24 protein-coding genes and 1 pseudogene are annotated in these 26,555 nt (G+C 46.3%); 6 read left to right on the top strand and 19 right to left on the bottom strand.

Annotation, left to right across the window (positions count from 1 at the left end; genetic code table 11):
• Positions 1 to 26: 26 nt before the first annotated feature.
• The 6 genes and pseudogenes from chlG to QUB61_RS09350 form a co-directional block, all read right to left on the bottom strand.
• Positions 27 to 1,037, bottom strand: a complete 1,011-nt coding sequence (chlG, locus tag QUB61_RS09375) for a chlorophyll synthase ChlG (protein WP_333128386.1) — start codon at positions 1,035 to 1,037, stop codon at positions 27 to 29.
• Between the two features lie 598 nt (positions 1,038 to 1,635).
• Positions 1,636 to 1,815: pseudogene (locus QUB61_RS09370) on the bottom strand (DUF29 domain-containing protein); the annotation flags it as partial.
• The gene (locus QUB61_RS09365) at positions 1,790 to 2,494 is read right to left on the bottom strand and encodes a helix-hairpin-helix domain-containing protein (protein ID WP_333128388.1); all 705 of its coding nucleotides are present in this window, start codon (positions 2,492 to 2,494) and stop codon (positions 1,790 to 1,792) included. The pseudogene QUB61_RS09370 and the gene QUB61_RS09365, both read right to left, overlap by 26 nt.
• Positions 2,495 to 2,620: 126 nt before the next feature.
• Complete coding sequence (locus QUB61_RS09360; RefSeq protein WP_333128390.1) at positions 2,621 to 2,968, bottom strand: NINE protein; 348 nt, start codon at positions 2,966 to 2,968, stop codon at positions 2,621 to 2,623.
• 95 nt (positions 2,969 to 3,063) lie between these two features.
• On the bottom strand, positions 3,064 to 3,276 hold the full coding sequence (locus QUB61_RS09355) for a hypothetical protein (RefSeq protein ID WP_333128393.1): 213 nt from the start codon (positions 3,274 to 3,276) through the stop codon (positions 3,064 to 3,066).
• Positions 3,277 to 3,632: 356 nt separating this feature from the next.
• Positions 3,633 to 5,225 (bottom strand): CPBP family glutamic-type intramembrane protease, encoded by a 1,593-nt coding sequence (locus QUB61_RS09350; protein WP_333128404.1) that lies wholly within the window; start codon positions 5,223 to 5,225, stop codon positions 3,633 to 3,635.
• Positions 5,226 to 5,465: 240 nt separating this feature from the next.
• On the opposite strand from QUB61_RS09350, the gene QUB61_RS09345 reads away from it, so the two are divergent.
• The 3 genes from QUB61_RS09345 (at position 5,466) to QUB61_RS09335 (ending at position 9,291) form a co-directional block, all read left to right on the top strand.
• Positions 5,466 to 6,830, top strand: a complete 1,365-nt coding sequence (locus QUB61_RS09345) for a histidine phosphatase family protein (protein WP_333128396.1) — start codon at positions 5,466 to 5,468, stop codon at positions 6,828 to 6,830.
• Positions 6,831 to 7,060: 230 nt separating this feature from the next.
• Complete coding sequence (locus QUB61_RS09340; protein ID WP_333128399.1) at positions 7,061 to 8,374, top strand: dihydroorotase; 1,314 nt, start codon at positions 7,061 to 7,063, stop codon at positions 8,372 to 8,374.
• Between the two features lie 161 nt (positions 8,375 to 8,535).
• Positions 8,536 to 9,291, top strand: a complete 756-nt coding sequence (locus QUB61_RS09335; protein ID WP_333128401.1) for a 4'-phosphopantetheinyl transferase superfamily protein — start codon at positions 8,536 to 8,538, stop codon at positions 9,289 to 9,291.
• Positions 9,292 to 9,596: 305 nt separating this feature from the next.
• Here QUB61_RS09335 and QUB61_RS09330 read toward each other — a convergent pair whose 3' ends face one another.
• Together QUB61_RS09330 and QUB61_RS09325 are read right to left on the bottom strand one after the other, a co-directional pair.
• Positions 9,597 to 10,337 carry a response regulator transcription factor gene (locus QUB61_RS09330; protein ID WP_333134440.1) on the bottom strand — a complete coding sequence of 247 codons (741 nt, stop codon included), beginning with the start codon at positions 10,335 to 10,337 and terminating at the stop codon, positions 9,597 to 9,599.
• A 111-nt stretch (positions 10,338 to 10,448) separates the two neighbouring features.
• Positions 10,449 to 10,607 (bottom strand): hypothetical protein, encoded by a 159-nt coding sequence (locus QUB61_RS09325; protein WP_333134438.1) that lies wholly within the window; start codon positions 10,605 to 10,607, stop codon positions 10,449 to 10,451.
• A 264-nt stretch (positions 10,608 to 10,871) separates the two neighbouring features.
• On the opposite strand from QUB61_RS09325, the gene QUB61_RS09320 reads away from it, so the two are divergent.
• A complete protein-coding gene (locus QUB61_RS09320; RefSeq protein WP_333134436.1) occupies positions 10,872 to 11,618 on the top strand; it encodes a creatininase family protein in 747 nt (248 codons plus the stop codon).
• A 389-nt stretch (positions 11,619 to 12,007) separates the two neighbouring features.
• Here the strand turns inward: QUB61_RS09320 and QUB61_RS09315 are convergent, their stop codons facing one another.
• On the bottom strand, positions 12,008 to 12,238 hold the full coding sequence (locus tag QUB61_RS09315) for a hypothetical protein (RefSeq protein WP_333134434.1): 231 nt from the start codon (positions 12,236 to 12,238) through the stop codon (positions 12,008 to 12,010).
• Positions 12,239 to 12,781: 543 nt separating this feature from the next.
• On the bottom strand, positions 12,782 to 13,231 hold the full coding sequence (gene ndk, locus QUB61_RS09310; RefSeq protein WP_333134432.1) for a nucleoside-diphosphate kinase: 450 nt from the start codon (positions 13,229 to 13,231) through the stop codon (positions 12,782 to 12,784).
• A gap of 630 nt (positions 13,232 to 13,861) precedes the next feature.
• Here ndk and QUB61_RS09305 point away from each other — a divergent pair.
• Positions 13,862 to 14,617: a hypothetical protein gene (locus QUB61_RS09305; protein WP_333134429.1), complete on the top strand. Its 756-nt coding sequence runs from the start codon at positions 13,862 to 13,864 to the stop codon at positions 14,615 to 14,617.
• Between the two features lie 12 nt (positions 14,618 to 14,629).
• On the opposite strand, the gene proB is transcribed toward QUB61_RS09305, so the two are convergent.
• The 8 genes from proB to QUB61_RS09265 form a co-directional block, all read right to left on the bottom strand.
• Positions 14,630 to 15,739, bottom strand: coding sequence for a glutamate 5-kinase (proB, locus tag QUB61_RS09300; RefSeq protein ID WP_333134427.1), 1,110 nt, complete (start codon positions 15,737 to 15,739; stop codon positions 14,630 to 14,632).
• 315 nt (positions 15,740 to 16,054) lie between these two features.
• Complete coding sequence (locus QUB61_RS09295) at positions 16,055 to 16,576, bottom strand: YqeG family HAD IIIA-type phosphatase (RefSeq protein ID WP_333134424.1); 522 nt, start codon at positions 16,574 to 16,576, stop codon at positions 16,055 to 16,057.
• A gap of 142 nt (positions 16,577 to 16,718) precedes the next feature.
• A complete protein-coding gene (gene mltG, locus QUB61_RS09290) occupies positions 16,719 to 17,843 on the bottom strand; it encodes an endolytic transglycosylase MltG (RefSeq protein ID WP_333134422.1) in 1,125 nt (374 codons plus the stop codon).
• 48 nt (positions 17,844 to 17,891) lie between these two features.
• Positions 17,892 to 18,926, bottom strand: a complete 1,035-nt coding sequence (locus QUB61_RS09285) for an RRXRR domain-containing protein (protein WP_333134420.1) — start codon at positions 18,924 to 18,926, stop codon at positions 17,892 to 17,894.
• Positions 18,927 to 19,381: 455 nt separating this feature from the next.
• Positions 19,382 to 19,957, bottom strand: coding sequence for a DUF3727 domain-containing protein (locus QUB61_RS09280; protein WP_333134418.1), 576 nt, complete (start codon positions 19,955 to 19,957; stop codon positions 19,382 to 19,384).
• A gap of 316 nt (positions 19,958 to 20,273) precedes the next feature.
• A complete protein-coding gene (gene ruvX, locus QUB61_RS09275) occupies positions 20,274 to 20,732 on the bottom strand; it encodes a Holliday junction resolvase RuvX (protein WP_333134416.1) in 459 nt (152 codons plus the stop codon).
• Positions 20,733 to 20,977: 245 nt separating this feature from the next.
• Positions 20,978 to 22,303, bottom strand: a complete 1,326-nt coding sequence (locus tag QUB61_RS09270; protein ID WP_333134414.1) for a GNAT family N-acetyltransferase — start codon at positions 22,301 to 22,303, stop codon at positions 20,978 to 20,980.
• A 191-nt stretch (positions 22,304 to 22,494) separates the two neighbouring features.
• Positions 22,495 to 23,676 carry a F420-0:Gamma-glutamyl ligase gene (locus tag QUB61_RS09265; RefSeq protein ID WP_333134412.1) on the bottom strand — a complete coding sequence of 394 codons (1,182 nt, stop codon included), beginning with the start codon at positions 23,674 to 23,676 and terminating at the stop codon, positions 22,495 to 22,497.
• A gap of 752 nt (positions 23,677 to 24,428) precedes the next feature.
• Between QUB61_RS09265 and QUB61_RS09260 the strand changes: the two genes are divergently transcribed.
• Positions 24,429 to 25,712, top strand: a complete 1,284-nt coding sequence (locus tag QUB61_RS09260) for a hypothetical protein (protein ID WP_333134410.1) — start codon at positions 24,429 to 24,431, stop codon at positions 25,710 to 25,712.
• 627 nt (positions 25,713 to 26,339) lie between these two features.
• Here QUB61_RS09260 and QUB61_RS09255 read toward each other — a convergent pair.
• The coding region (locus tag QUB61_RS09255; RefSeq protein ID WP_333134408.1) for a zinc ribbon domain-containing protein at positions 26,340 to 26,555 on the bottom strand (216 nt) is incomplete at its 5' end.

Below are 26,555 nucleotides of genomic sequence, written 5' to 3'. Positions count from 1 at the left end.
TTTTAACTCAAACCTCAAAACTCTGCTTAACTCGCATGACCCAGTGCCAAGGCTGCTACCAGCATACCCAAAACCAGGAAAGGCTGAGCACTTGCCTGATATTTAACATCATTTTCCAGGGGATTGCGCAAAAAGTACATATCCTGAAAAGTAATTTGGGGAATTATCAGCAGCAGCAGAATGACAGCGTAAAGGTTTTGGTGGATGCTGATCAGGTAGCCTGCAATCCCAGCTTGAAATATGTCGATCATCAACACGCAAATCCAAGCTGCGGTGCTAATGCCAAACATCACTGGCAAAGATTTTAACCCTAATTGCCGATCGCCTTCAACACTTTTGAAATCGTTGACGATCGCAATCCCGAGCCCTGCCAAACTGTAAAACAGGGTCAAGATCATAATGGTGGGATCTAGTGTACCAAACAAAGCTTGACCAGCCCACCAAGGCAGGGCAATGTAGCTAGCACCCAGGGCATAATTTCCCAACCAGCCATTCTGCTTGAGTTTCAGCGGTGGCGCAGAGTAGATATAAGCTAGAAACGCGCCACCGAGAGTCAAAACAGTCATTGTCGGGAATTCATGACCCGCCCACAAGTCTAGAGCATAAGCCACCGCAATGCCAGCGGCTAATAATACCAAAATTTGCGTTACTACTTGGGGAATCGAGATGATACCGGAGGGAATCGGACGGTAGGGCTCGTTAATGGCGTCGATGTCGCGATCGTAAAAATCGTTCAAAGTTTGAGTGTACCCTGCCAGCAACGGCCCTGACATCAACATACAAGCTGCTGCGATCGAGAAATTCTCTAGGTTCCAAACATAGTTTCCAGAAGACGCCGCCCCGCAAACCACGCCCCAAATTAGGGGAATCCAGGTAATCGGTTTCATCAGTTGCAAGCGAATCTTCCAGATGGAAGTTTCCCCGCTAGCGGCCCCTTTCATGCCCAACAGTTGCCTAGTTTTGCCACTGCTGTTTTCGGTAGCAGCACTTTCCGGTGCAGCTTCTGGGGAGATTTGGGATGGAGGAGAGTCAGACATAATTTGATGTTAGCGGTACTGCTACTATTGTGTCGTTTTGCATTTCAATAATAATTCAGATAGCTTACCACTGATATTTAAGGCAGAGTCTTGAAAACTTATTCCTGTTCTAAAAAATAATGCCACTGTAGGCAAGCTTCAAACCCCGATAGTCACGAGTCTTTCCCCAATCTCAAATCTCAAATCTCAAATGGTAGTACCCCCCGATTCGAGTTGATTCTAGCGAAAAGTACGCGTTTCACCAATATGTTAATATCATTATTCTGTGTAAATGTCAAGAGGATAAATACTTTTTTTAAGAATTTCAGGCGGGCCCGCCTGCTGGGGGAGTTTTTTGGCAGCAGGTGCATTGAATGTCAATTACCAGGAGGCGATCGACCTTTTTTCCCATGCTACCCTTGAATCATCTCATCTGGCAGAAAATCAATCAATCGATTTTAGATTTTAGATTTTAGATTTTAGATTTTAGAGATGCCACCACTTCTTTGATCCGGTTGAAATTGCCACTTAAGCAAGCCCAGGAGTATTACCACCAATCGATTTTAGATTTTAGATTTTAGATTTTAGATTTTAGATTTTAGATTTTAGAGATGGTACCACTTCTTTGAGGCGGTTGAAATTGCCACTTAAGCAAGCCCAGGAAAATTACCACCAGATTACTTTCTCAACTCCGGCGTTCACTTCGCCCCATGTCTTCTATTTCTGCAATCAGATTTTCCCAGTCGATGTTTGAATAGTCGCCACCCCGCAAATTAACAAATATGGCGGTAGGAATCAAAAGGCAGTCCCGTCCGCCGCTTGACTTCGACAACTGATTTGTAAGCGCCTTTTCTCTGCCTTTCTCTAACTATTTTTTCGGCAACAACCCGATCTAAACCGCTGGCGATTAACTCTTCCGGCGAAAGAATATTTAACCGTTTCCAAGTAAACTGCAATTCTTTTTGATAATTGTAGCTGAAACAAATCATCGGGGCGATGCGTCTGACGTGACTTTCGGGAACTCCGGCTATTTCGGATAACTCTTCGGCGTGGGTAAAAATGTAGCCTTCGTTTTGCAAAGATTCAATATCGTTGGCGTAGACGATCGGCAAACCCAAGATTCTGACCATATCGTCTTTGGTACACTCATTAATATCTATTTTGCCGCGCACGTTTGCCAGTTCTTCGGCATTTGTTGCAGTTGCAGGAACCAGTAAACCTCTGGGTGCGGTTTTGATGAGATAGCGCTTTTTCAAACTAAAAGCAGTGACAATTTGAGCAATCCAAACGATCGTACCCAAATTAGCTGAAGAAGATACCGCTAGTGCTGCTAAAGTAATGGCAACACCCCATCCCATCCAACTGCGAATATTTGACTTTTGGCCTGCATAGGCGATCGCCAATCCGCCGAAGTAGGGAATAAAAGCATACCACACCCAGTTTGGAGTTTGACGCAGCCAGTATAAATCTTTAGACACTTTAATTTTATCCTTAAATAGCTGTGATCTCACACTTATTTCAATCCCACTTTTTTAATAGTGAGCTTCCTTCTTCCTTCTTCCTCCTTCCTTCTTCCTTCTTCCTTCTTCCTTCTTCCTTCTTAATTACAATTCTCGCAGCAGTTTTTGGCGTTTTTCTTCATATTCTTCGGCCGTAATTGCGCCCAGATCGTAAAGTTTTTTTAATTCGCCGATCGCCCCTGTTACATCTTTTGCCGATCTGAGGACATACCCAGACGGCAACATTGCGCCATTGTACTGTACCTGAAAAGCTTGTTCCGACATCAGCAGCAGGCCGATAAAATCGAAAAATGCGAGCAGTGACGGAATTAATGTCCAAGAAAATAGCAAGTATAATACCCCTGCTAAGTTATTGCCCAAATAAAATTTGTGAATCCCAAAACCTCCTACAAAGAAAGCTAACACAACTGCTACGGTTTTATCTTTTACCATTTTTACTTTCCCCATTTTTTTTATTTTAACTTCCGCGATCGACCTTTAACTATCGACCTTTAACGAGCGAGCTAAGTAATCTTACTAATTTTTACTCATTTATTTGGGTTTTTGCGAAACTTAGACATCGCAAAATACAGCAAAACTATACCGGCTTGAGCTTGTAGAATGACCAAGTAGCCTCTCAAGAAATAATTTAGTTCGCTGCCTGAATTGAGAGAAAATATTAAAATGCCCAAGGCTGCGTAGGGTGCCAAACGAATCCAACTCGGCGTTCCCTCTAACTTGCGGCTGTTCAAATTGCTCATTGGGTTTAAGCCTCATCCTAAATTAAAATTTACCTAGAAATTAGCCGGATTGTCAACTTCCGTGCGGTACGATCGCCCGGGTCAGTCTCTCAATCATCAGCGGACAAGATATTACTTCCATGTTAAACCAAGTTTTTCCGCTAAAATAAGCGACCGGGGCCCCTAGGAATCTGGATCTGTTGCTGATATTACAGATTAGGGTGAACCCGCCCCTAATGAAATTCCGGTTATTTTACCGGACTACATATCAGGGGCGCACCGAGCACCCTACTGCTGTTTTTGGCAAGAGTCGATCGCCCTGACGATCGCTGCCTTTAAAAACCCGGTTAATTCACAATTATTAACAACCATCCGAATTAACTCGCGCCGCCGCCCAAAAGAAACAGACTCAGGAGAGTACCGCTGTTCCAAAGACTGTGGAGAAGCATAGGAGCGAGGAGATTGCGCGATCGCGTGTACACAAACCCCAAAACCGAACCCAAAGTCGCCAAAGGCAGAATCTCAGAGACACTCAAGTGAGCCACCGCAAACAAGAAAGCAGAAGCGGCGATCGCCCCCCAAACAGGCAAATAGCGAGTCAGAGAAGGCAGCAGAAAGCCCCGAAACACAATTTCCTCAAAAACCGGAGCGGCGATCGCAGCAGTGCCGAAAAACACCGCCAAAGCCACGTTGTCCCTACCTTCGAGAACGATCGGCAAAATCGGATTACTGCCACCTTGTCCCTGCCAAAATTGCTGATTGATCAGCGACACCAAAACTACCAAAGGCAAAGCAATAAAATAGCCGCCAAAACCCCACAAAAACCAACTTCCCCGCCAATTAATCCGAAACCAACCTTCAGGCAAAGGCAAAAAAGACTTGACCGAAAAATACAGTACCGAAAGCCCCCCAGCCGACAGCAACAAATAAGTAGCAAAGATATAAAAAGCCTTGCCGCGCGGGTCAAAAGTAGCAGGATTGAGTTTTAAAACAGCCAGAGAAACAGGCAGCAACAAATAGGGAATCAAGATTTGCCCGACAAAGAAAAAGCCGACCACAAGTACCTGCCAAACAATCTCACCATCCCAAGGCACATCCCAAGTCAAGCTCGCATTTCGCGCCAACACCGGGCCGGGATCTGCTGTATCTAACTGCTGCCGCTGCAACAGCCACTGCACGGTCAAACCAACCAGCAAAACCGTGCCAATACAAAGTGCGATCGCCGGAACGCCAACTATAATTGCCAACTTTTCTACAGCTTGCTGGGCCGTTGCTTGCTCTGCTGCTTGCAGCGCCACCAGCTCTTTAGAACGTTCTTGCAGCTTGTAAAGTTGAGCTAGAGCGCGATAGCGAAACCAGCCATCCAAAGACTTTTGAATGTTCTGCTCGGCATCTGGCAGCAGTTGAGCCGGATTGCTCCAAATTCCCGTTAAAACTTTAGCAGTTACCGCCGAAGGGTCGTAATCAATTTGAGTATTGTACCGCTCAGCTAAATTTTTCCAAGTTTGGAGCGCCGCCTGAGTTTTGCCGCTGCTTGCCTGCAAAATTCCTAAGCGCAAGTCAAGTTCGTTTAGCAGCGCTGACTGTTGCTCTATCGACTCTGACAAAGCCTTATCTTGAGCCAAATTCAGAGTATTACCCTCAGGCTTGGAGGCGATAGCAGACTGAATTGCTTTAAATTGTGCTTGAGTTGTTTCGAGAGTTTTGCGAGTCGATTGTCGCGCTTCTTGATACTGCGTCAAAGCCGTATTTAAAGGATCTGCACCGACAATATTGTTGCGCGCCGAACTTAAATTAGCACTCTGATTATTTTCTCCTTGCCACTCAGAGGCGTGAAGCAGCAAATTTGTCTGGTAGAGTTCCAGCCGGCTTTGAATTTGCGGCTGATTCCAACTAGCAACTAAAGATAAACCCACCAAGGCGATCGCGATCGCCGTTAAAATACCTAAAATCACCCGCTTCAGTGTCATTCCTCGTGTTGTCCCGCGCGAATCCGTGGCTAAATCTTTTCCGTCTTTAATCATAGGTCGTTGCAGACGAGAGTATCCCGACAACTGGTAAAATTTCACTGGCTCATCTTTTTGACTCGGCTGACGAACTCTACAGGAGTAGTGCGCCATAAGCCGATGTATGAGGTAAGATCCGCACGGCGCAACCTCCGCCGGGTAGCGGGCTAAATCTAAAATCTAAAATCTAAAATCTAAAATCGAATGACTCGAATTATCTTAGTCCGTCACGGCAAAAGCACATACAATCAAGAACGTCGCATCCAAGGCCGCCTGGATAAATCGATTTTGACAGAAGCAGGCCGCAGCGCCGCCCTGCAAGTAGGCGACACACTCAGCAGTATCGCCTTTGATGCCGCCTATACCAGTCCCCTGCAACGAGCCAAAGAAACAGCCGAAATCATCCTCAAGTGCTTGACAAATCCGCCACAACTCCAGCCAACTGATAAATTGATGGAAATCGATTTGCCTCTGTGGGAAGGAATGCTGCGCCAAGATGCGATCGACAAATTCCCCGAAGCATACCAGCAGTGGCAAAAACAGCCAGACAAATTTTCCATGAAACTGCCATCTGCTGACGGAGAAATCGAACACTTCCCAGTATTAGCCATTTTTGCTAGCGCCCGACAGTTTTGGAAAGAAATTTTATCGCGCCACCGGGACGGAACAATTCTAGTAGTAGGTCACAACGGAATCAACCGCGCGCTCATCGCTACAGCATCGGAAATTTCCCCGGATTACTATCAATCGATTCAACAGTCAAATTGCGGAATTAGTGTCATAAATTTTGGAACTTCCCCTGTTACCACCGATGAGCAAGCAGATGATCCGAAAAAGAAACTTGCAGTTCAATTAGAATCGCTAAATTTAACAGCCCATACCGGGGAAATTTTTCCCAAACCGAGGGACGGACACCGGGGCCCGCGCTTGTTGCTGGTGCGTCACGGCGAAACAGACTGGAATAAAGCAGGTAAATTTCAGGGGCAAATTGACGTACCTCTCAACGATAACGGCCGCGAACAATCCCGGCAGGCAGCAGAATTTCTCAAGGATGTAAAATTAGATTTTGCGATCAGCAGTTCGATGCTGCGCCCGAAAGAAACGGCAGAAATTATTCTCAAATATCACAGCGATTTGCAACTAGAACTCCGCGACGAGTTGAGAGAAATCAGCCACGGACTTTGGGAAGGAAAGTTTGAATTAGAAATAGAAGAATCCTATCCGGGTTTGCTAGAGGAATGGAAAACATCACCAGAAACAGTGCAAATGCCCGAAGGAGAGAATTTGCAGCACGTTTGGACTCGGGCGATCGCATCTTGGCGAGAAATTGTACAATCAGTTTCTGGTACGGGGATTGTGGTTGCTCACGATGCCATCAACAAAGCAATTCTCTGCCACCTATTCGGTTTAGAACCAGAACATTTCTGGAAATTCAAACAAGGAAACGGAGCCGTGAGCGTGATAGATTATCCCCACGGCCCCGATGGTTTGCCGGTATTACAAGCGATGAATGTCACAACTCATTTGAGCGGCGGCGTTTTTGATCAAACAGCCGCAGGAGCACTGTAATCAGTAAGGCGATAGGCCCGCACCCGAAGAATGGGGCGGGCATACTCTCCCCTACCCTACCCCCGCCTGAAAAAAGTTTAAAAGTTGATAACAACCGCGCCCGATAGTTAGGAAGTTCTTAATTGCTGAAACCGTTGATTTTATTCCTTCTTCCTTCTTCCTTCGTGTCCTTCGCGTCTTCGCGGTTCGTACCTCCTTCATCCTTCTTCAATATATGTAAATCTTAAGTTATGAGCCGCGAACTGCTACAAAATGTACGAGTGCTAGATCCAGTTTCAGAGAGCGATCGCATCGCTGATATTCTGATTGCTGAAGGTAATATCAAAGCAGTTGAGGAAAAAATAGCTGAGTTTCCCGCTGACACAGAAGTGCGGGATTGCCAGGGACTGATTTTGGGGCCGGGGTTAACTGATATCTACAGCCACAGCGGAGAACCGGGTTTTGAGGATCGAGAAACCCTGGAATCCTTGATACAGGCTGCGGCCGCTGGCGGTTTTACGCGGCTGGCGATTTTGCCGGATACCTCGCCGCCTGTTGACAATTTGGCCGGTTTAGCATTGTTGCAGCAACATATCCGCAATTTGTCGCCCGGGGGGCCCCGCTTGTATTTTTGGGGCGCGCTGACAGCGGGCGTTAAAGGGCAGCAGATGGCTGAGTTGGGCGAGCTGGTCTCCTCTGCGGTGGTGGGTTTTGCGGACGGTTTGCCGCTGTCTAATCCGGCTCTGGTGAGGCGTTTGCTTGAGTATATCCAGCCTTTGGGCAAGTCTGTGGCTTTGTGGCCGTGCGATCGAACTTTGGCAGGAAATGGCGCGGCGCGGGAGAGTGCGGTGTCGGTGCGCTTGGGCTTGCCAGGAATTCCGGCGAGTGCGGAAACTTCGGCTTTGGCGGCAATGCTTGAGTTGGTGGCATCTGCAGGCACTCCGGTGCACATTATGCGGGTTTCTACGGCGCGCAGTGTGGAATTGATTCGGGATGCGAAGGCGCGGGGTTTGCCGGTGACTGCGAGTGTGACTTGGATGCACTTGCTGTTGAATGTCGGGGCAATTTCAGGAAACTGGAAAAATTCCGGCGGGAAAAATGCTCTGACTGCTTCGTTGGCCTACGATCCGAATTTACACCTAGAACCGCCGTTGGGCAATCTCAACGACCAATTAGCGTTGATTCAAGCTGTGAAAGATGGGGTAATTGATGCGATCGCGATCGACCACAATCCGCATACTTATGAGGAGAAAACTGTGGCTTTTGCTGATAGTCCGCCCGGGGCGATCGGTTTGGAATTAGCTTTGCCTTTACTGTGGCACGGACTGGTAGAAACGGGGGAATTTTCGGCTTTAGAACTGTGGCGAGTTTTGAGCGCCGGGCCGGCCGTTTGTCTCGGGCAAACCTGCGCCAGGGTTGCACCGGGAGTCTCTGCTGAGCTGATTCTGTTCGACCCGGAAATGAGTTGGACTGTTGACGCGCCAAGTCTGAAGTCGCGATCGGCAAATACGCCTTGGTTGGGACAGCAATTAGCGGGAAAGGTTGTGCAAACTTGGATTTATTGACAATCAAGCAATAATCTCAAATCTCAAATCGATTGACACTTGGAATTGGGACTTATTTAACGAACCGCGAAGTCGCGAAGTGCGCGAAGGAAGAGAAAGAAGATCGAGAAGAAGATCGGTAATTTGGTACGTGGAAGCTTTGGATAAGGTAGGGTAAATATATGATTGCTGTTGTTCCTTCGTGGAATTCCCCACCGCTAGACTTGACATTGGATCTGGGCGAAATTCATGTTTGGCGTGTCTCTCTGGCTCAAACAGAATCTTGCTTGCAGAGTTTACAACAGACTCTCTCTACCGACGAGCGGACAAAAGCCGATCGTTTTGTGTTTCCAAAAGATCGATCGCAATTTATTGTGAGTCGTGGCGCGCTGAGAGCGATTCTGAGTCGCTATCTTAACATAAGTTCTCACATTTTGCGCTTTGACTACAATCCCTACGGCAAACCTTCTCTCATCGTCACCCAAGGGGGAAATACCCTGCGTTTCAATTTGTCTCACTCTCGGGGTATGGCTCTAATTGCTATTACCAAAAATCGAGATATTGGTGTGGATATTGAAGGCATAAATCCCAACTTTTCTTGTCTGGAGATTGCTGACAAGTTTTTTTCACCATTAGAAAATTCTGTGTTGCGATCGCTCCCAGAACATCTCCAAGCCACAGCTTTTTTTACCTGCTGGACTCGCAAAGAAGCCTACATTAAAGCAGTCGGAAAAGGACTTTCTATTCCCCTGAATCAGTTTGATGTCAGTCTCGCACCAGGAGAACCAGCAGCGCTGTTAAATGTTGAAGAAAACCCAGAAGAAGCATCGAAATGGTCTTTAATTGAATTATTTCCCAGTTCAGATATGGTGGCGGCTGTTGCGGTTGCAGGAGATTGCTGTAAACTTCATTGTTGGGAGTGGACAGGGGAGTTTTGATTTATACTCACATGTTGCACCATTCTCAATAAGCTTTTTATGAACAGGCAAGATGCCTGTGAAGCGAGAAAATTCACTCTTCGCTTCACAGGCATCTTGCCTGTTCTTGAGAATGGTGCAAGATGTGAGTTTATACCGATCGCGAGCGGGTAAAAGAGAACGGCAACAGTCGCTGGAATAGCTCTACTGGTTGCACCTCCAAGCTATTGTATTGCGCACCCTACACAGACAAATAAGGACACAAGAATGTTGTGTCCCTACGTCAATTCGACTCCAACTTGCCACCCTACAACTTATTTAAAAATTCAACCAAATCGATAGCCGAACCCACGTACCGTAATGATATATTCAGGTTTGCCCGGATCGATTTCCAACTTTTCGCGCAGCCAGCGGATGTGCACGTCAACTGTTTTGCTGTCTCCGATAAAATCTTGACCCCAAATTCTTTCCAGCAACTGATCGCGAGACCAAACTCGCCGGGGATAACTCATAAATAGTTCTAGTAAGCGAAACTGTTTAGGAGAAAATTTCACTTCCAGACCGCGAACCAACACCCGGCACTCTTCAGGATACAGAGTTATGCTCTTATATTGCAGCATCCTCGGTTCCGGTAACCTACCGAGGCGCTGGCGTCGCATCAGCGCCCGACACCTAGCGATAAACTCCCGCATTCCAAAAGGCTTGGTCAGATAATCATCCGATCCGGCTTCTAGGTAAAAAGCGCAATTGTTGGCACTTCCTCTCGCACCGATAATCAAAATAGGGACGGGATTTCCTTGATGCCGTAACATTCGACACAGATCCAAACCGTTAATTGAATCCATAATTAATAGGTTGAAGGCAAATTCACCCTGGTATGACGAAGAAGCCTGTACAGAAGGCAGAGCGTTGCGCCCGTCGCTAGTAACCACCACCTCGTAGCCCTGTTCTTTAAGGGCTAAAGCTAGCATTTCCCGCAACAGGTCTTCACCTTCCAATAACAAGATTCGGCCAGCTTGTCCAACAGCCAGCCTTGAAGGACTTTCGCTTAATTCAGCAGAAGACATAAATATCAGTGGGAGTTATGTTTATATGTGGCTAGCGAGAGGCGCCTTGTTCGGTAGCTGAGGCACTCTCGCGCGGAGATCGCTTGTACGATCGCCAGAAAGTTCGATCGCTTAAAATCCTTCCCCAGTCCATCCTACAGACACGCGCTCGACCTTTGCTACTTGCTCGTGCAAGGAATACAGCCCTAGAGCAGTTGCCGGAGTCGCGCTGTCTGCCTGCGTCCTGGCCTCAGAAGTCTGGTCATTTTTAGGGGTCGGTGTTAATTTCATAAAACATTGCCCGCTGTTAATCGACCAGGTAACACCCAATCTATAGGGAGATGCTTGCTATACTACTCTTAAAAGGTTATTAAAAGGTAAAGTTTTGGTAATCAAGTCGTTAAATTATTAAGGTTAAATAATATAACTGTAAAGTTGCGATCGCACTGTAGAGCCTTTTTTAAGAAGACAATAAGAAGTTTGCCCAAAGTCCTTTTTTTTCCCGTGCCGGCTACGATCGACCATAGCAAGTAAAAATTCTGTAGACTGCCTATCATGTTGCTGCATTTGAGTACCTGGGCTGAGGTAGAAGCTTATCTCGATAGCTCCCGAGGCATAATTATCCCGATCGGCTCCACCGAACAGCACGGGCCCACCGGCTTGATCGGCACTGACGCCATTGCTGCCAGTGCGATCGCCCGCGGTGTCGGCGAAGCTGCCCATGCCTTAATCGGCCCGACAATTAATGTAGGCATGGCCTTGCACCACACCAGCTTTCCCGGCACAATCAGCCTCCGACCGCAGACGCTGATACTTGTAATCAGGGATTATATCACCTCTTTGGCAAAAGCGGGATTTGTAAAATATTTCTTCATTAACGGTCATGGTGGCAACATTGCCACGATGAAAGCAGCATTTTCCGAGACTTACGCGCATTTGTCTGACTTGAATTTACCGAATGCCGAAAAAATCCAGTGTCAAGTCGGCAACTGGTTCATGTGCGGTTCAGTCTACAAACTCGCAAAAGAACTCTACGGAAACCAAGAAGGTTCTCACGCCACCCCCAGCGAAATCGCCTTAACCCAGTACCTTTATCCAGAAGCAATCAAGCAAGCTCCGCTTTCGGAAGAAGTCGCTTCCGGGTACAAAATTTACGGTGCTGCTGATTTCCGCCACCGATTTCCCGACGGCAGAATGGGTTCAAATCCGGCCTTAGCAACTCCAGAACACGGTAAGCAGTTTTACGAATTAGCAGTCAAAGAATTGACTGATAATTATTTGGAGTTTTTAAATTCCGATTAACGTTTTTTCTTCTCGTTACCAGCAAGAGCCTGGTAACGAGTAAAAATCTCCAACTCTATCGCTTTTCCTAATTCTTGATAATTTGTCGTGTTGATAGAACCGAGAATAATTTTAAGTTTTGACCATAAATTATCAATGGGCGAGAAATCCGGCGAAGAGGGCGATAAGTAGATTAATTTTGCTCCTTAAGTTTTAATTGCTTTCTCTAAATTTTTCCCCTTATAAATACTACCATTATCTATCAATACACAAGCACATTTCCCTAGTTTCGGTACTGGTTTTAGGATAATAAAAGCCTCACCCGAACTCCTATCGCAGGTTTAAAACTCTGTCACTGCCCTTCACTGAAGAGAAAAGTTTTTTTTTGAAAATCATGTTCAATCTTTGTGTCATTCTTCCCATTGTTGCTGTACTGATGGTAACACCAATTTTTTGAGCGAGTAAATAACGGAGTTATTGAAGAGTGGTATAGCAACCGCCAAGACGGTTAGGACGTTGTTAATGGCTGAAACGATTGATTTTATTGCTTCTTCCTTCTTCCTTCTTCCTTCTTCCTTCTTCCTTCTTCCTTCTTCCTTCTTCCTTCTTCCTTCTGCTATATCATTCTTTGCTTCAATCAATGCCGCTAATCCGAGCAGTTCTTCTAGATTTAGTTTAAAATTTATTCCACCTTAATCAGTTTGAGGAGCAATATTTTGGGTCTTACGGTACTGTTTAATAAATTTTTTGACGAGACTGAGTAGCTCCACAAAAACGGTTAACTATTGCTTTTTTTTTAGGTGCACCTTATGGTAAAACTCGAGATTGTTTGGTCGAAAATCAATATAATAAGCTGTCATTTTTAGTAATTTATGATATCAGCAAAGCTTGGGAAACAAACGTGGTGTGAGTCGAGGGGTCGCTTGCTCGTCAAGCGCTCCGCTCGTGGCGACGCCTCGACTCCTGATTGAATTATAGTTAATTGTATTTTCTATTTTATATTTTACGGTTTTGAGTGAGTCAGCAACATGATACAGCAGTTCTCAATAAAGTGAGGTATGCCCTATGCCCTATGCCCTATGCCCGCTTATCAAGCGTGCACCTCATGTTACTGAGAAAGGCTATACCTCATCTGTATGAGAAAGGCTATATCTCCCGATAAATCAATCGGGAGAATATCAAAACTACTCCACAATCCAAGGAGTTAAACTAGGTGTCCAAGCACTCAATTCTTCATCCTTGAACCAGAGGCTAATTTCCTCACGGGCAGTTTCCACAGCATCAGAACCGTGAATAATATTGCGACCGACATTCACAGCCAAATCGCCGCGAATTGTCCCCGGTTCTGAATTCAAAGGATTTGTTGCGCCAATCAATTTCCTCGCCGAGGCAACAACGCCGTCGCCTTCCCACACCATCGCCACCAGCGGCCCGGAAGTGATGAAGTCTACCAGTCCCGCAAAAAAGGGTCTTTCTTTGTGTACGCCATAATGCTGTTCGGCAAGTTCGCGACTCGCCGTCATTAGCTTCATGCCAACTAGCTTAAAGCCTTTGGCTTCAAAACGACCGATTATTTCGCCGACGAGTCCGCGCTGTACGCCATCGGGCTTAATCGCTAAAAAAGTCCGTTCCAAGATTAACTCCTATAATTTTCTTAACTGATCCAAAAGATAGAGTAACTCAGAACGTACCTAAAGGCAATTCTGGGAATTGGAAATTGTCATTTTGAGACTTATGGCAGAAGAAACAAGGAAGAAGTCCTACGTCCGAGGAAAGAGGGAATAAGCAATAAAAGCAAGGGTTAAAGACACCCGGTTTCTACGATAAATCTTTGTTTAGCAGCGATGAATCTGCGAAGAAACCGGGTTTCTAGACTCCTATGCGTCTAGAACCCATTTGCAGGGAGCATCCCGATTTTGTAAAAAGCATTTTTCAGGAGTGCGATTAGGATGCTCACTTGCCTATATAAGCTTGCTCAGCATTTAAATTAGCTCTAAATAAATAATCAAACTCTTGTGGCTTGACTTTGATCGACGCCCGAAATATGCACTTTAGTAGAATAGCTTATCTCTAGCGAGCAAGATGCTCCTACTCCTGGTATAATATGATGCAAGTCACAATTTTCTGTGACAGAAAACACTCTTACATATGATGTTAAATACACATATGTATGATAACAAACACAATTATTTTGGAGCAAAAACATGGATAATTAATCAAGGTCTGAACATGACATTGAAAGCAGCCATTCAGGATTAAAAGCTATGCAAAAGATTGTAGGATTCATCGAAGAAAAAAAGCAAGAGTTTGCAAAGTTGCCGTTATTTGAAATTCTAGCTAATAAACACATTCACCCGAATCAACGACTAATTTTTGCACCTGTACTCGATCCTTTGGCAGTGGGCTTGAGCGACTTAAACAAGTACGTCCTTCGAGAATCTTCCAGCAATAACAAAGTTCAGGAACTGGTTAACAAATATACTTACAAAAAAAACTACTATTGGCACGGGTATCTGGAACACCTAGAGACATTGCGGTTCAATCAATTAATGAGTTATGGCGACTTCAGACTGCTTTGGGGTGAAGAAACTAAAAAAACTCGATCGCTCTGTTCAGCGCTCGAATGCTATGCTTTCCAAGCCTCTCCCATTCAGAAACTGGTGTTAGTGGAAGTCCTCGAAGGAACGGCCACAGTTTTTTTTGAGGCGGCGCTAGAAGTGGTCATGGAATTACAGCAAATTACCAAAAAAGAATATGTTTATTTGGGAGGAGGTTATGTGAGTTTAGAAAATCATCACCTTTTAAACAGGCCTGAGATGTTGCAAGTTTTAGCAGAGATAAAACTTACTGATGCGGAATCCCAAGCAGCTTTAGAATTAGCACAAAATGTATTTGAACTGTTTACAGAAGTAATGAACGAGCTGTTTGAACACAGCCAAACACATTCTTGCAATACTGTGCTGCAAGTATCCTCAATTTCTGCATTCGATCGCGCTTTCGACTGTCTCGATATTTGTTAGTTTAAAAAATTACTAAACAATCACTAAATTATCTCGGTGCACCGCCGTTCCTACACCGGGATAGCCTAAAATATCAGAAATTTTATCTGACTTGCAGCCCTGGATTTGTCTCAATTCTAAACTGCTATAATTCACAAGTCCTCTAGCAATTTGCTTGCCTGCTGTGTCGCACAACTGCACGGAATCATCAGCTTGAAATTCTCCTTCTACTTGAGCAATACCCGCAGCTAAAAGCGATTTTCCGCCATGGGAAATTGCCTTGACAGCACCCGCATCTAAATACAGTTTTCCTGCCGGAATTAGCACGTTAGCTATCCAGTGCTTGCGAGCGTTTACAGGGCGCGGTTGAGGCTCGAATTGAGTACCGATCGACTCTCCGTTGAGTATTTTCTCGATATTACCAGGAAAGCAGCCGTCAGTGATGACTGTGCGCACTCCCGATCCAGTTGCTATTCTCGCGGCTTCAATTTTGGTCACCATACCGCCGGTTCCCCAACCACTGCGGGAATCTCCTGTTTGCACCTGAAATTCTGTTAGCTGTGCCATACTTTGGACTAGGGCGATCGGCTGCGCGTCGGGATTGCTGCGCGGATCGGCGGAATACAGCCGATCGACATCTGTGAGCACAAACAACCAATCTGCTTCTACCAAACTCGCCACCAGCGCCGAAAGCGTGTCGTTATCGCCAAATTTGAGCTCGTCTACCGCCACAGTATCATTTTCATTGACGATCGGAATCACGCCCAACCTCAGCAGTTGTTGAAAGGTATTGCAAGCGTTAACATAACCGTTACGCTGCACTAAATCGCCCCTGGTGAGCAATACTTGAGCGATCGGCTGTTGTAGAGTAGTAAACAAGTCATCGTACACCCGCATCAGCCGCCCTTGGCCCACGGCCGCCACAGCCTGTTTTAGAGCAATGTTTCGCGGGCGTTCCGTCAAACCCAAGCGCGCGCAGCCAACCCCAACCGCACCCGAAGAAACCAAAACTACTCGATGACCTTGCTGCCGCAAACCGGCTAAAATTTCTACCAATGCAGCAATAGTTGAAAGAGCTAAGTTTCCCGTAGTCGATCGAGTCAGGGTCGAAGTTCCTATTTTAACAACAATAGTTTGAGTCATTAGTCAGTAGTCAGTAGTCAGTAGTCAGTAGTCAGTAGTCAGTAGTCAGTAGTCAGTAGTCAGTAGTCAGTAGTCAGTAGTCGGTAGTTATTAGTTATTAGTGATAATATCATTTCCAGTAGACATCTCCCATAATTATTGTGGAACAGGCATCCTGCCTGTTCAAAGCTGGCTTTTCTCGAGATGTCTAGTTGATTATAACCAATACTGTAGGTGCGGGTTCACCAAAATCTATGATTCACGTCCTGGATATTTATAAACCCGCTCTCCGCATTAATGACTAATGACTAATGACTAATGACTAATGACTAATGACTAATCTTTAATTTTCAGAGAAGCCCCCAAAGCTTGAGAAACCCAAACTTCAAAAGATCGCATCGGATACTTGCGAAGCGCATACCCAGCATCAACCATTGGTTCCACTAAAATAGTGAACATACCCAAACGGTTCCCTGCCAAAACATCAGTAAAAAGTCGATCGCCCACCATCGCCACCTGTTCCACCGGCAAATTCATCGCATGAATAGCCCTTCGCAGCTTGCGGCGCGACGGCTTAGCCGCACCCGTGATGTAAGGTAGATTCAAAGACTCAGCAATCCGACCGATCCGAGTCTGACTTAAATTATTGCTCGCCAACCACAGCGATACCACTGGTTTTATTTCTTCCACCCACAGGGTGAGTTCAGGAGAAGCATTCATTGCTGTAATGGGAACGAGAGTTTCGTCCACATCCAAAACTAATCCTTTAATATTATGTTCTTGCAAAATATCAACCGTTAATTTCATGACTGAATCGCCTAGAACTAAGTCAGGCTGTAGTATTTTACCCCAAGTCATAATGATTTTAGATTTTAGATTTTAGATTGAGAAATAAGAAATTGGAAGTTAAAAATTAAACAAGTAAAAAATCAAAAGTGAATAATTATTGCTTTTGCTTTGTTACTTTTGACTTTTTACTTTTGTATTAGTCCTTGCCCATCTATTGAGTCGATCGCAACTGCTGGTCAACTTTAGCAATAGCAGCATCGTGTTCCGCCTGGGTGCGGCTGAAAATGTGAGTCCCGTCGTATCGAGCCATAAAATACAGATATTCTGTCTTTTCTGGAGCCAGAGTCGCTTCCAGACTTGCTATTCCCGGAGATGCGATCGGAGTTGGCGGCAGCCCTACATTCACATAAGTATTGTAAGGAGAAGGCGTATCCACCTGCTTGAAAGTCAAAGGCTTCTCCTTAGTTTGCCTGATGCCGAGGGCGTATTCAACCGTCGGATCTGAACCCAACTTCATGCCCTTATTCAAGCGGCTGGTAAACACCCCAGCAATGCGATTGCGCTCCGAAGCAACCACAGCCTCTTTTTCCACAATACTCGCCAGCGTCACCCACTCTTTCAAATCCAGCTTAGTGTTCTTCTGATTCTTTTGATATATCGGCAAAGCCAACTCCTCGAAGCGACCGAGCATTTGCTTGATGACAGCTTCCGGGGTAACTGCATCGCCGTCTAGCTGATAAGTATCCGGGTACAAAAACCCTTCCAAATGAGGCAGGCCGCTCGGCAGCCAAGGGTACTGAGCGTAGGGAACTTGACTCGCCACCGCCATAAAATCCTTAGCCGGGAAAAAACCTTGCGCTTCAAAATAAGCGCTCATTTGTTGCAGCGACCACCCTTCTGGAATCGTGAAACTCTGCTGTACGACTTCGCCCTTCCAGATTTTCTCCGCAACTGCACTCAGAGGCTGAGTCGGCGACAGTTGGTAAGTTCCCGCTTGAAAACCTCCATCGCGGTTTTGCAGAGTCAGCCAGCGTGCCCACATATTCCATGCCGAACTCGATCGAATCAACCCCGCCGCCTCTAAATCCCGCCCGATTTTTTGACTCGGAGTACCCTCCGGGATTTGGATCAAAACAGCAGCATCCTCTGGCGGGGAAGTTGACGTTTCAGCTATTTTAGGCGGGGCGGAAGCCCAGCTCCACCAAGCCCAGCCCTGCCAAGCGCAAACCCCCCAGATTGCCGGCAGCAACGCCAGATAAAACAACCATTTAGAGACTTGCGGAGTTCCTTTTCGGCCCTCGCGCGCGCTGCCTTTTGTCATTTGTTCTTTATTCATCGAAATTTCTGGGTTTGAAACCACGTGCTTCTAGCACGGCTTTACAGATTAATTTGCGGAGCGCCACGAATTGTAAGACAAAAACTTACAATCTGTAGGCGCTGCATTTTGGCACAATCGCTTGCTTGTTTTTAGATCGTGCAAACTAATTGTTTTTCGCTGTGGGTCTTTCTTTGTTGGCGACTCTTGCCAACCCCCAACATAACAGAACCCATATTTAGGGTGTTTAACGATTGAACCGCGCTTAAATTCTGCACTTAAAGTTCCGCCGTACCGAGAGCGGACATGACCAGTGGAATGCTGCAAACGATGGAGCTGTCTGCGATGAAACTCCAAAGGGATTACTTCTATTAGCTTGGTATTATCGGGCTGGATATGTCCTCCGATATACCAATTAGCTAATACCCAAGAGTCAACGCAATGAGCCTCAAACAAGTTTGACAGCTTTTGTTTAGACTTGAGGAGTCCTAAATCTTGACGCATTTTACAGGTGTCAAAGCCCTGCCTAATTTCCAGGTGAGCAATTTTCTCAATTTCCGAGTAGAACCATCGTTTACCTACCTCCAGAGGACTAAAACTTGTATTCCATTTCTTAGCTCCCTTCCAGGTTTTTGCTTTAACGTCTTCTACAACAAATGTCGATATCGGAAACATCAAAGTCAACCATTTGGCAATCCTTAATTTCCACTGCCATCTCGCTTTAGTCGATGGGGGGATGCGATTTTTATTGACCGAGCGATTAGTTCGGTTTTGACGGCAGGGAGTATTGCGAAACCGCCTACCACGTCGCATATTTCGTCTGACCTCAACGCGATCTTTTACCCAATCAATTGCATGGGTTTGGATGTTTAAGTAGGTATGCGTTCTGGATTTAACGGTAAATCCTTCACGCTTACTACCTGGGTCAATGCCAACTGCAATTGGTTGATAGTTGTGGCTTAAAGGTTTTGTATTCAGTCGAACACAAAATACTCCTTTTTTAAAAAACGGCGTAGCTTTGCCCGATTCGATCCAACGTCTAGCCCGAGCAGGGGTAGTTGGCATCAGGGGACGGTTATTGCTGCCTACAACTGGTACAAACATTGACTGTAAGTCCTATTTCTAGGTGTATATTTCCCTTCGCCACTGACCACCAGAGAGGTTAAAAACTAGGGAGGCATTCTTAACGTCTTGCGGGATACCACTCCCAGGCAGTTCAGTAATTGGCTAGACACTTTTTTAGTCCTGAATTAAGAAGGTGGTGAGTCTTCCTCTTTTCAAGCCCCACGCCTTCAGGTTGGGGTTAGTGACAGTCCGTTGTCCTGGATAAGCGGCGGTTAACTAGCGACTAATGACCGATGACCTGCGATTGATGACCCAAAAGTTACGGATACAAGCCCTTTAAAAGACCCAATTCACGCGGTCCACTTCAAAAGCCCGAGCGTAAAGGCTGAAGGCACAATCTCGAAAAAATTCGATCGGGCGAGCAGTTTACTTTTTTTATAAAATAGTAAAAAATTCTGCTTTTTGCCCTCAGGCCTTCTGCCTGCAATTAATATCTAATCAAGCTCGTCAAAGAACTGGTCTTCCAGCATAGGCAACATCGGTTCCAGCCTTTGAAACTCTTCTTCCGAGAGCAATTCTGGCTTGCCGTCATCATTCATTCTAGCCAAGATAAAGAACGGGTCGAGAGGCGTATAAATGGCATATTCCTGCTCTTCGTGGTAGAAGCTGGTCAGCCACATCAGCTCCTCGAACTCGGACTCCTCATCCGGATCGGCATCGGATGCCACATCGTCTTCGGGAAATTCCGGCAATTCGCCAACCACAGTCAGCGTCACGGCCGTGCGTCGGAGGGTCAAGTTCTGCTCTTGCAGCACAACTCTAGCTGTATCAAAAATTTTGTCAATTTCGGTCTCGTCTTCTACAGGAATTGCTGCTTCGTCGGTATCGTCTCCCTGCCAAGTAAAAATTTCTACGGGTGAGTCAATCGGAAGCAGCAAAGCGTATTCTTGACCTTCTAGGTTCATAGAATATTCTATGTTGCAAGTTAGCGATCGCCCAACTTCATCCGTCAGGGTGACGGACTCTTCGTTGGAATTGCCATTATCTTTGCGGTATGGGGATGAGGACATCGCGTGTATCTTATTTTCCGTCAATAATTCAGTAACGTTTGCTTGACAATTGGGAATTTTTGTGGCGATATTAGGGCTAATCGGGCGACAATCGCCAGTCCACAAGCTTAAACCGCGAGACTCCCGGCATTTTCCACAGGCGAGGAGTGCAGCGTTTCAATCTCAGTCGAGTCCGCAAGGGACACTGAGGAGAAATCACAATTTTGTGCTTCTTCAGTACCGAGGGTACAGCAAAATTTTCTCCAGTGTGTCAACGGTTACAGGTGTGCTTCGCTTTCCTTGCACAACCAGGATATCACGCCTCTGTTACAAGCTATCAAGGATTGCCACTTGCGCAGATCTTTTGCCTCCGCTCGTCCAACCACTGCTGCAAAATCAGGGCTGCTGCTTTGCGATCGATCGAACCCTTATTTTGCGACACCGAAATCCCTGCAGCTTTCATCAATTCCTCTGCCTCAACCGAAGTCAGGCGCTCGTCCACGTACTCTAGGGGGAGCTCTAAGGCTCTGGCGATGCGATTGGCATATTTCTGCACCTGTCGGGCTTGGGCGCCCAATTCTCCGTTCAGGGAGTAAGGCAAGCCGGCCACTAAAATTTGCACTCTCCGCTGTGAGACTATCTCTCGGAGATAAGCTACGTCCCGATCGAAGGACGATCGTACCAGAGTTGTAATGCCCGTAGCTATTAAACCGGTGCCGTCACATCCGGCGATGCCGACTCGTTTGAGGCCGATATCTAATCCTAGTGCTGAAATCCATAATTTATCGTTGGACATTATCTATCAATCAATCAATTTTAGATTTTAGATTTTAGATTTTAGATTTACTGTTTTTTTGCGGAAATAATGTTATTTTAACGAACCGCGAAGACGCGAAGTGCGCGAAGGAAGAAGAGAAGAGAAGAGCAGAAAGTAAGAAGAAAATAGTTGATGCGACCTTACTTAATGGTAGGGTGCGCCCAAGAGCACAGACGGCTGCTTGGATGAAAAATTTCCTACTTTCTGCTTTTCACTATTAAGTATTAACTTTTCTCTTGGGAGCCTTCGTCTAGAGGCAATTCGGGCAATTTTAGAGGCAAAATGCTGCTGATATCTGTTGCCGAGGATTCGGAATTCTGGAAGTTCAGGGGGTTAACTTGATTCGTTTGGCTGTTTCCTGAGTCAGCCAACAGGGGTTTGATCTCCGAGGACGCGGGCCCTGCTGTGGCTTCCCCAGCCATCGGGCCGAGCCAGGACATCCGGCCGGGTACGGGTTTGCGAGTTGGCTGGAAGCTTTGCAGCATTTCTGATAGCTGGAGTCCTTCGAGAGAAACCAACTTGGACTCGCGCAATTTGTGCCACACCGATCGAGACATCAGCAAACTGTGTTCCACGCGCACTGCTCCAAATTGCTCTAAATAAGCTTCCCGTTCCGGCTGATAGTCAGCGGAAGCCAGTTGCAGGCTTTGAACCGGGAAATCTTGAACAAGCCGCGCCATCTGGGACAGCAGTTCCGGGTAAAGCCAAGTGTAGGCCGGGTGTACGGTCAACTGGGCGACGTGCGGTTGGTGGCCGTTGCGGGATAGCTGCACCTGAAAATAGCCGATCGCGGCTTTCCGCTGCGGTTCAAACACGTAACCGCTGACTACTTCTGTTTTGCCCAGCCACTGTCTGACACCTTCGACTAAAGCGCCTAAAAAACTGGTTTTGAAATCTTGAATGTGCCGATCGAATACTTGGCGCACCAGCGGCGGCATAGACGCGGTATCCAGTTGGTAGAGCAACTGAGCGTCCGCGTTGCTGACCGGCAGCAGGTTCGGCAAATCTGGCGTCGAGGAAGCCATTTCCACAAGGCGTTCTGGGGCGATCGTCCAGTAAGTCATTTGGGCCAAAGGCTGAAACCCGTTCTGCCGATACAAAGCCAGGGAAGTTTTGTCACCGACATTCACCTCCAACAGCCATGTCCGCGCCTCCCAGACTGCCTCAAAGCAGTACCGCAGCAGCATTGAACCAATTCCTTTGCTGCGGGCTTCTGGGTCTACTCCTATGCGATCGATCCGCCAAGTGCTGCGGGTGCGGTTGAAAGGAGAAATCTGAATTATGCCCTTAACTTTCCCTTCTTCTTCGGCCACATGGGCACGGAACAGGGACTGACAAGGGTTGGGAAACCAGCTAAAAATTTTTAGCAGTCCGTACCAGCGACGAATCTGCTGCAACTTTCTACCTAGTACCAAGTCGCAGCTTGCGCCCTTGCGGTTTTCGGGCTCGTCGGCTGTTTCCGCACACAATTGTTCCATCGCCTCGATGTCGCGATACTGAAACGGGCGAATCACAACCTGGTTTTGGTTTTGGGAGGGAAATGAAGTCATAGCATGAAAGTGGGGAAGGGAAATTTTAAAATAAAAATTCAGAAAGGGGAAGAGTTAGCGAAGTTTTAAGTTTTGAATGGGTAAATTTTGAGTTCAAAACTTAAAACTTTTGATTCTTCTCCCTTTCTTGCTCGATCGAAAATTAAAAATTTCAAATCATCTTTTTGAATTTTTAATTTTCAGTTTTCAACTCAATATTTTTGTGGCAGAGGTCGAATTAAAACGACCGGTGTTCGCTCGTCAGCATTCCCGGCGGGGTTGCTGCGCAAGGCTTGCTCTAAAAATGTTACCGATAAATCGGAGGTCGCTGCTAATATCTTAACTGCTTTCAAGTCATTAGCGTCTACGATCGCCGCCGCAAGTCCGGTTTCTCGTTGAATTTCTTCTACAACTTGCTGGGGATTGTCCGGGCCTAGGACAATAAATTGGTCGAAGGGTGGCAAAGTCCCGGTAACGTCGTCGATCAGCCTTGCTTGTTCGCCTGCAAGTTGGTAAAAGACTCCCGGTTTGCCAAATATTTTGGCTGCAGCGCCAATTGCAAATGCCGCAACTACGCGCCAAGGCCCAACTACATCCACCAAAGTCTGCATCCCGCAAGCCGTCGCCAAACTCGACATGGGCAAGAAAAACAAGCACACTCGCTTTGCCGCCCATCCGGGTTTGACTTCGCTGGGATGGCGATAGCGTCCCTGCATCAAAGCTAGGGGAGTTTCGGCCAGGGCGACTATATCGCCTTTCTGGGCCCGCGGCAGCACGTACCGTTTGACAATTTCGACGGGATTGTCCAGTTCCGCCAGTATGTGAGTGCGAATCGGCAAGACTTCTGCCACCCCGACATTTCGGGCGGTGGGTACGGTGTCCGTGTTGGGAAATTGCAGCGGGACTACTACGTTACGGACTTTGGGGATGCGCCCGCCCGGACCGTAGGTGACGAAGTGTACTTGCACCCAAGCTGATTGCAATTTGGTTAAATCTTGCCCTTGAATGTCTACAGAGACTTTTATTTTCGTAGTTTTTTGCGCTTTAACAATATAGCCGAACCAGTAATCGTCTGCTCTGGCTACTGCGTCTTTGTGGCAAGGAATCACCTTTGTCTGGGAAGTAACCCCATCTAAACTTCCGTCTGACAGCAGTTTCACCTGTGCCCGCACTTCCGGCAACATAATCTCAAACCGCTGTGTCAGGTTGCGGAACTCCATTTCCCCGACTAAAAGATAGCGGTTGGGTTCGGAGATGGCTAAGTGCCATTCTCCGGCTGTGAGTTCTAGTTTATTTCCACGGGGAAGGAGGCGATAGTTCAACTCTAGGCCTAACCCGCCCAATGCCAGCAGCGCACCGGCTGCTGCGACTCCTGTTGCTAAAGTCTCGATCACTCTAATTACCGCCCATAATAATTTCTGTTTACTTTAGTCGATCTCTGTCACTTCGATCGACGATCCGGTAGTAATTGAAGTTTTGGGGGCTGTTGGGGGCGATCGAACTTATGCAAAATTATACGTAAGTGCGATCGGGCTTCTGTGGCTAAAGCGCTCAAGTTGCTGTCGCTCGAGCTCTCCTAAAGTTTTTTGTAGAAAAAGCTACTCGATCGATCGATCGAGAAATAGTTAGGATAAACCTGAGTTGGCCTGTTCAACCCCTAACTATAGGGACTACGCTCATATCCCCGGTCTTTCAAGCAGGGAATGAAAGCTACTGGCAGCTTTTAAGCTGCAAGTGAAATATGAATGCTCTTACAAAACAGTGTATATTTTTCTAGGAAGTCAATGCGATGCTGTCATTTAAGCTGGGTATCAACTGTATTTTATTAATTTTATTAACCATCTACACGAGAGTTAGATATGTTTAATAAAAATTGCTTAGTTTTAGATATAAACAGTTAATCTGTTAACAAGTCTGGATAAGTGAGTTATTTGTGGATGGCTAGGCTAAGACTTTGCCAGATGTGCGATCGCGCGCCTCCAGCTTCCTCAAGGTCGAATGAACAGCGACCCACTACCACACTAGCAGTAAGTACCTTTGATAATCTACTTCTTAAGTAACAGTCAAAATCTAGTTCTTAGGCAGTAGATTTTATTACAAGTAATAGTTAGGCTAGTCAATGTAGTAGTAATACCCAAAGATATCTATGACTGAATATACGCAGCCTTTTAACCAGCCTGAAGCAAATCCTGAGTCCCAACAAAAGAAAGTTGACAATAGCGAAAACCAGCAGCTTCAGGCTCAGACTAACGAAAATACAGAATCAAACCAAGATCAATCATCAGGCTCAGGCTCAGGCATTGGTGCGAGGATAGCAGGAGCAGCAGTCGGTGGTGTACTCGGTGCTCGCTCTGGAGGAATTATTGGTGCTGTAGCAGGCTCAGTTGCTGGCGCTATTATTGGTAAAGGTACTGCTGATACGGTTAACCGTGCTGTAGATAATTTAGGGGATGCAGCACACACTGTAGCAGACGGTATTAAACACACTGTAGAAGAGCTAGGGACAGTAGCAAAGGAAACTGCTGAGGAAGTTAAACCATCTATCAAAGCTACAGCAGAAGCAGTCAAGCAGACAGTTGAGGAAACTAAGCCTTCGATTACAGGTATAGCCGAATCTGTCAATCAGACTGTTCAGGAAGCTAGACCTTCTGTAGTAGATGCAGTCAAGAGCGCATCCGAGGAAGTCAAACCTACGATTAGAGAAGTAAAAGATTCAGTCAAGCAGACAGTCGAAGGTGTCAAGCCTTCTATACAAAGTGCAGCGGACTCTATTAAGAGCACTGCCGATGAAGTTAAACCTTCTGCCAAAGCTGTAGCTCAGGAAATTGAGGGTGCCACTAAGGATATTAGATCGACTGTAAAAGAGACAGCGAAGGCAGTGGAGCCATCAATAAAAAGTGCAGCCGAATCGCTTCAGTCATCTGGCAAAAGTGTAGCTGAATCCGTCAAGTCATCTGCTCAAAGCACCGCCGAATCTGCCAAAGGTGCAGCGCACGATGTTAAGTCCTCTGCCAAAGGTGCAGCACAGGATGTTAAGTCATCTGCCCAAAATGCAGTCGAATCTGCTAAAGATACAGCGCAGGATGTTAAGTCATCTGCCCAAAATGCAACCGAATCTCCTCAAGGTGCAGCGCAGGATGTTAAGTCCTCTGCCCAAAATGCAGCCGCATCTTTTAAAGGTGCAGCGCGGGATGTTAAGTCATCTGCCCAAAATGCAGCCGCATCTCCTCAAGGTGCAGCGCATGATGTTAAGTCATCTGCCCAAAATGCAGCCGCATCTTTTAAAGGTGCAGCGCATGATGTTAAGTCATCTGCCCAATATCTAGCCGAATCCCCCGAGGAAAATATGGATACGGATATTCACATCTCCGGCAGTCCTGAAGTCAAGGAAAAAGTGGTCATTCATGACAACAGAATAATTAAGGACTAGCTAAAGTAAGGACTTAACTCCAGCTTGTTAAAGCTAGCCCTAAGAGAGTTTAACAGAGAGTGGATCTTAGAAAAGAGTCCACTCTTTTCTGTGTATGAGGAATGCGATGCCTAGGGTTTAACGGAGAGTCTATTTATTGAGGAACTCTCGCCCTGAAGAAGGAGAGATTCCGTTCATAGTTCATAATAGGTTGTAGCCATTTGTCAAAGGGGCACTAACCTATTAAATTTAACTCCGATGAGGTTACTTAATATTTTGTTACCTAATTATTAATTTTTCCACCGACTTACTTAGAGTGAAAGTTTGTTTGGCGCTAAAATTGTTAATGCTTTGATTGTTGTGGCTCTTCCGGGGGAAGATGCGGAAATATTTGTCAGTCCTGGACGCAATCCAACCCAAGAAACCGGGTTTTTTAGCGAATCTACGGGCCATAACGCGTCTTTTCGTAAAAAAACCCGGTTTCTAGATGCCCGTGCGTAAGTGCTGTTTGTGTTGGACGCGAACAATTGCTCGACTACTGCCAGAAGTGGTTAAAACGGCTAAAGTTTTTTGTAGAAAAAGCTGCTCGATAAATCGAGAAATAGTTAGGTTGACACTCCCCGACCTGAAGGTGCGGGGATTCTAGTTTCACAGTTGTTGCTTGCCTTTGCAGGTCTTACGACCAACAGAGGTAGAGGCTACAACTCCACTAGCGTTACTTTGGGGATGCCCTCCCCTAGTGTTTGCACGACTTAAAATTACCTTGGCTGCATTCACATCGCGTTGTTCGACGTGACCGCAATGTGGACAAGAATGGGTACGGGTACTCAAAGACTTTTGCACTTTAGCGCCACAATTTGAGCA

The organism is Microcoleus sp. C2D2 (assembly GCF_036702495.1).
Taxonomy (GTDB): Bacteria; Cyanobacteriota; Cyanobacteriia; order Cyanobacteriales; family Microcoleaceae; genus Microcoleus.
This window is presented reverse-complemented; position numbering and strand designations above follow the sequence as displayed.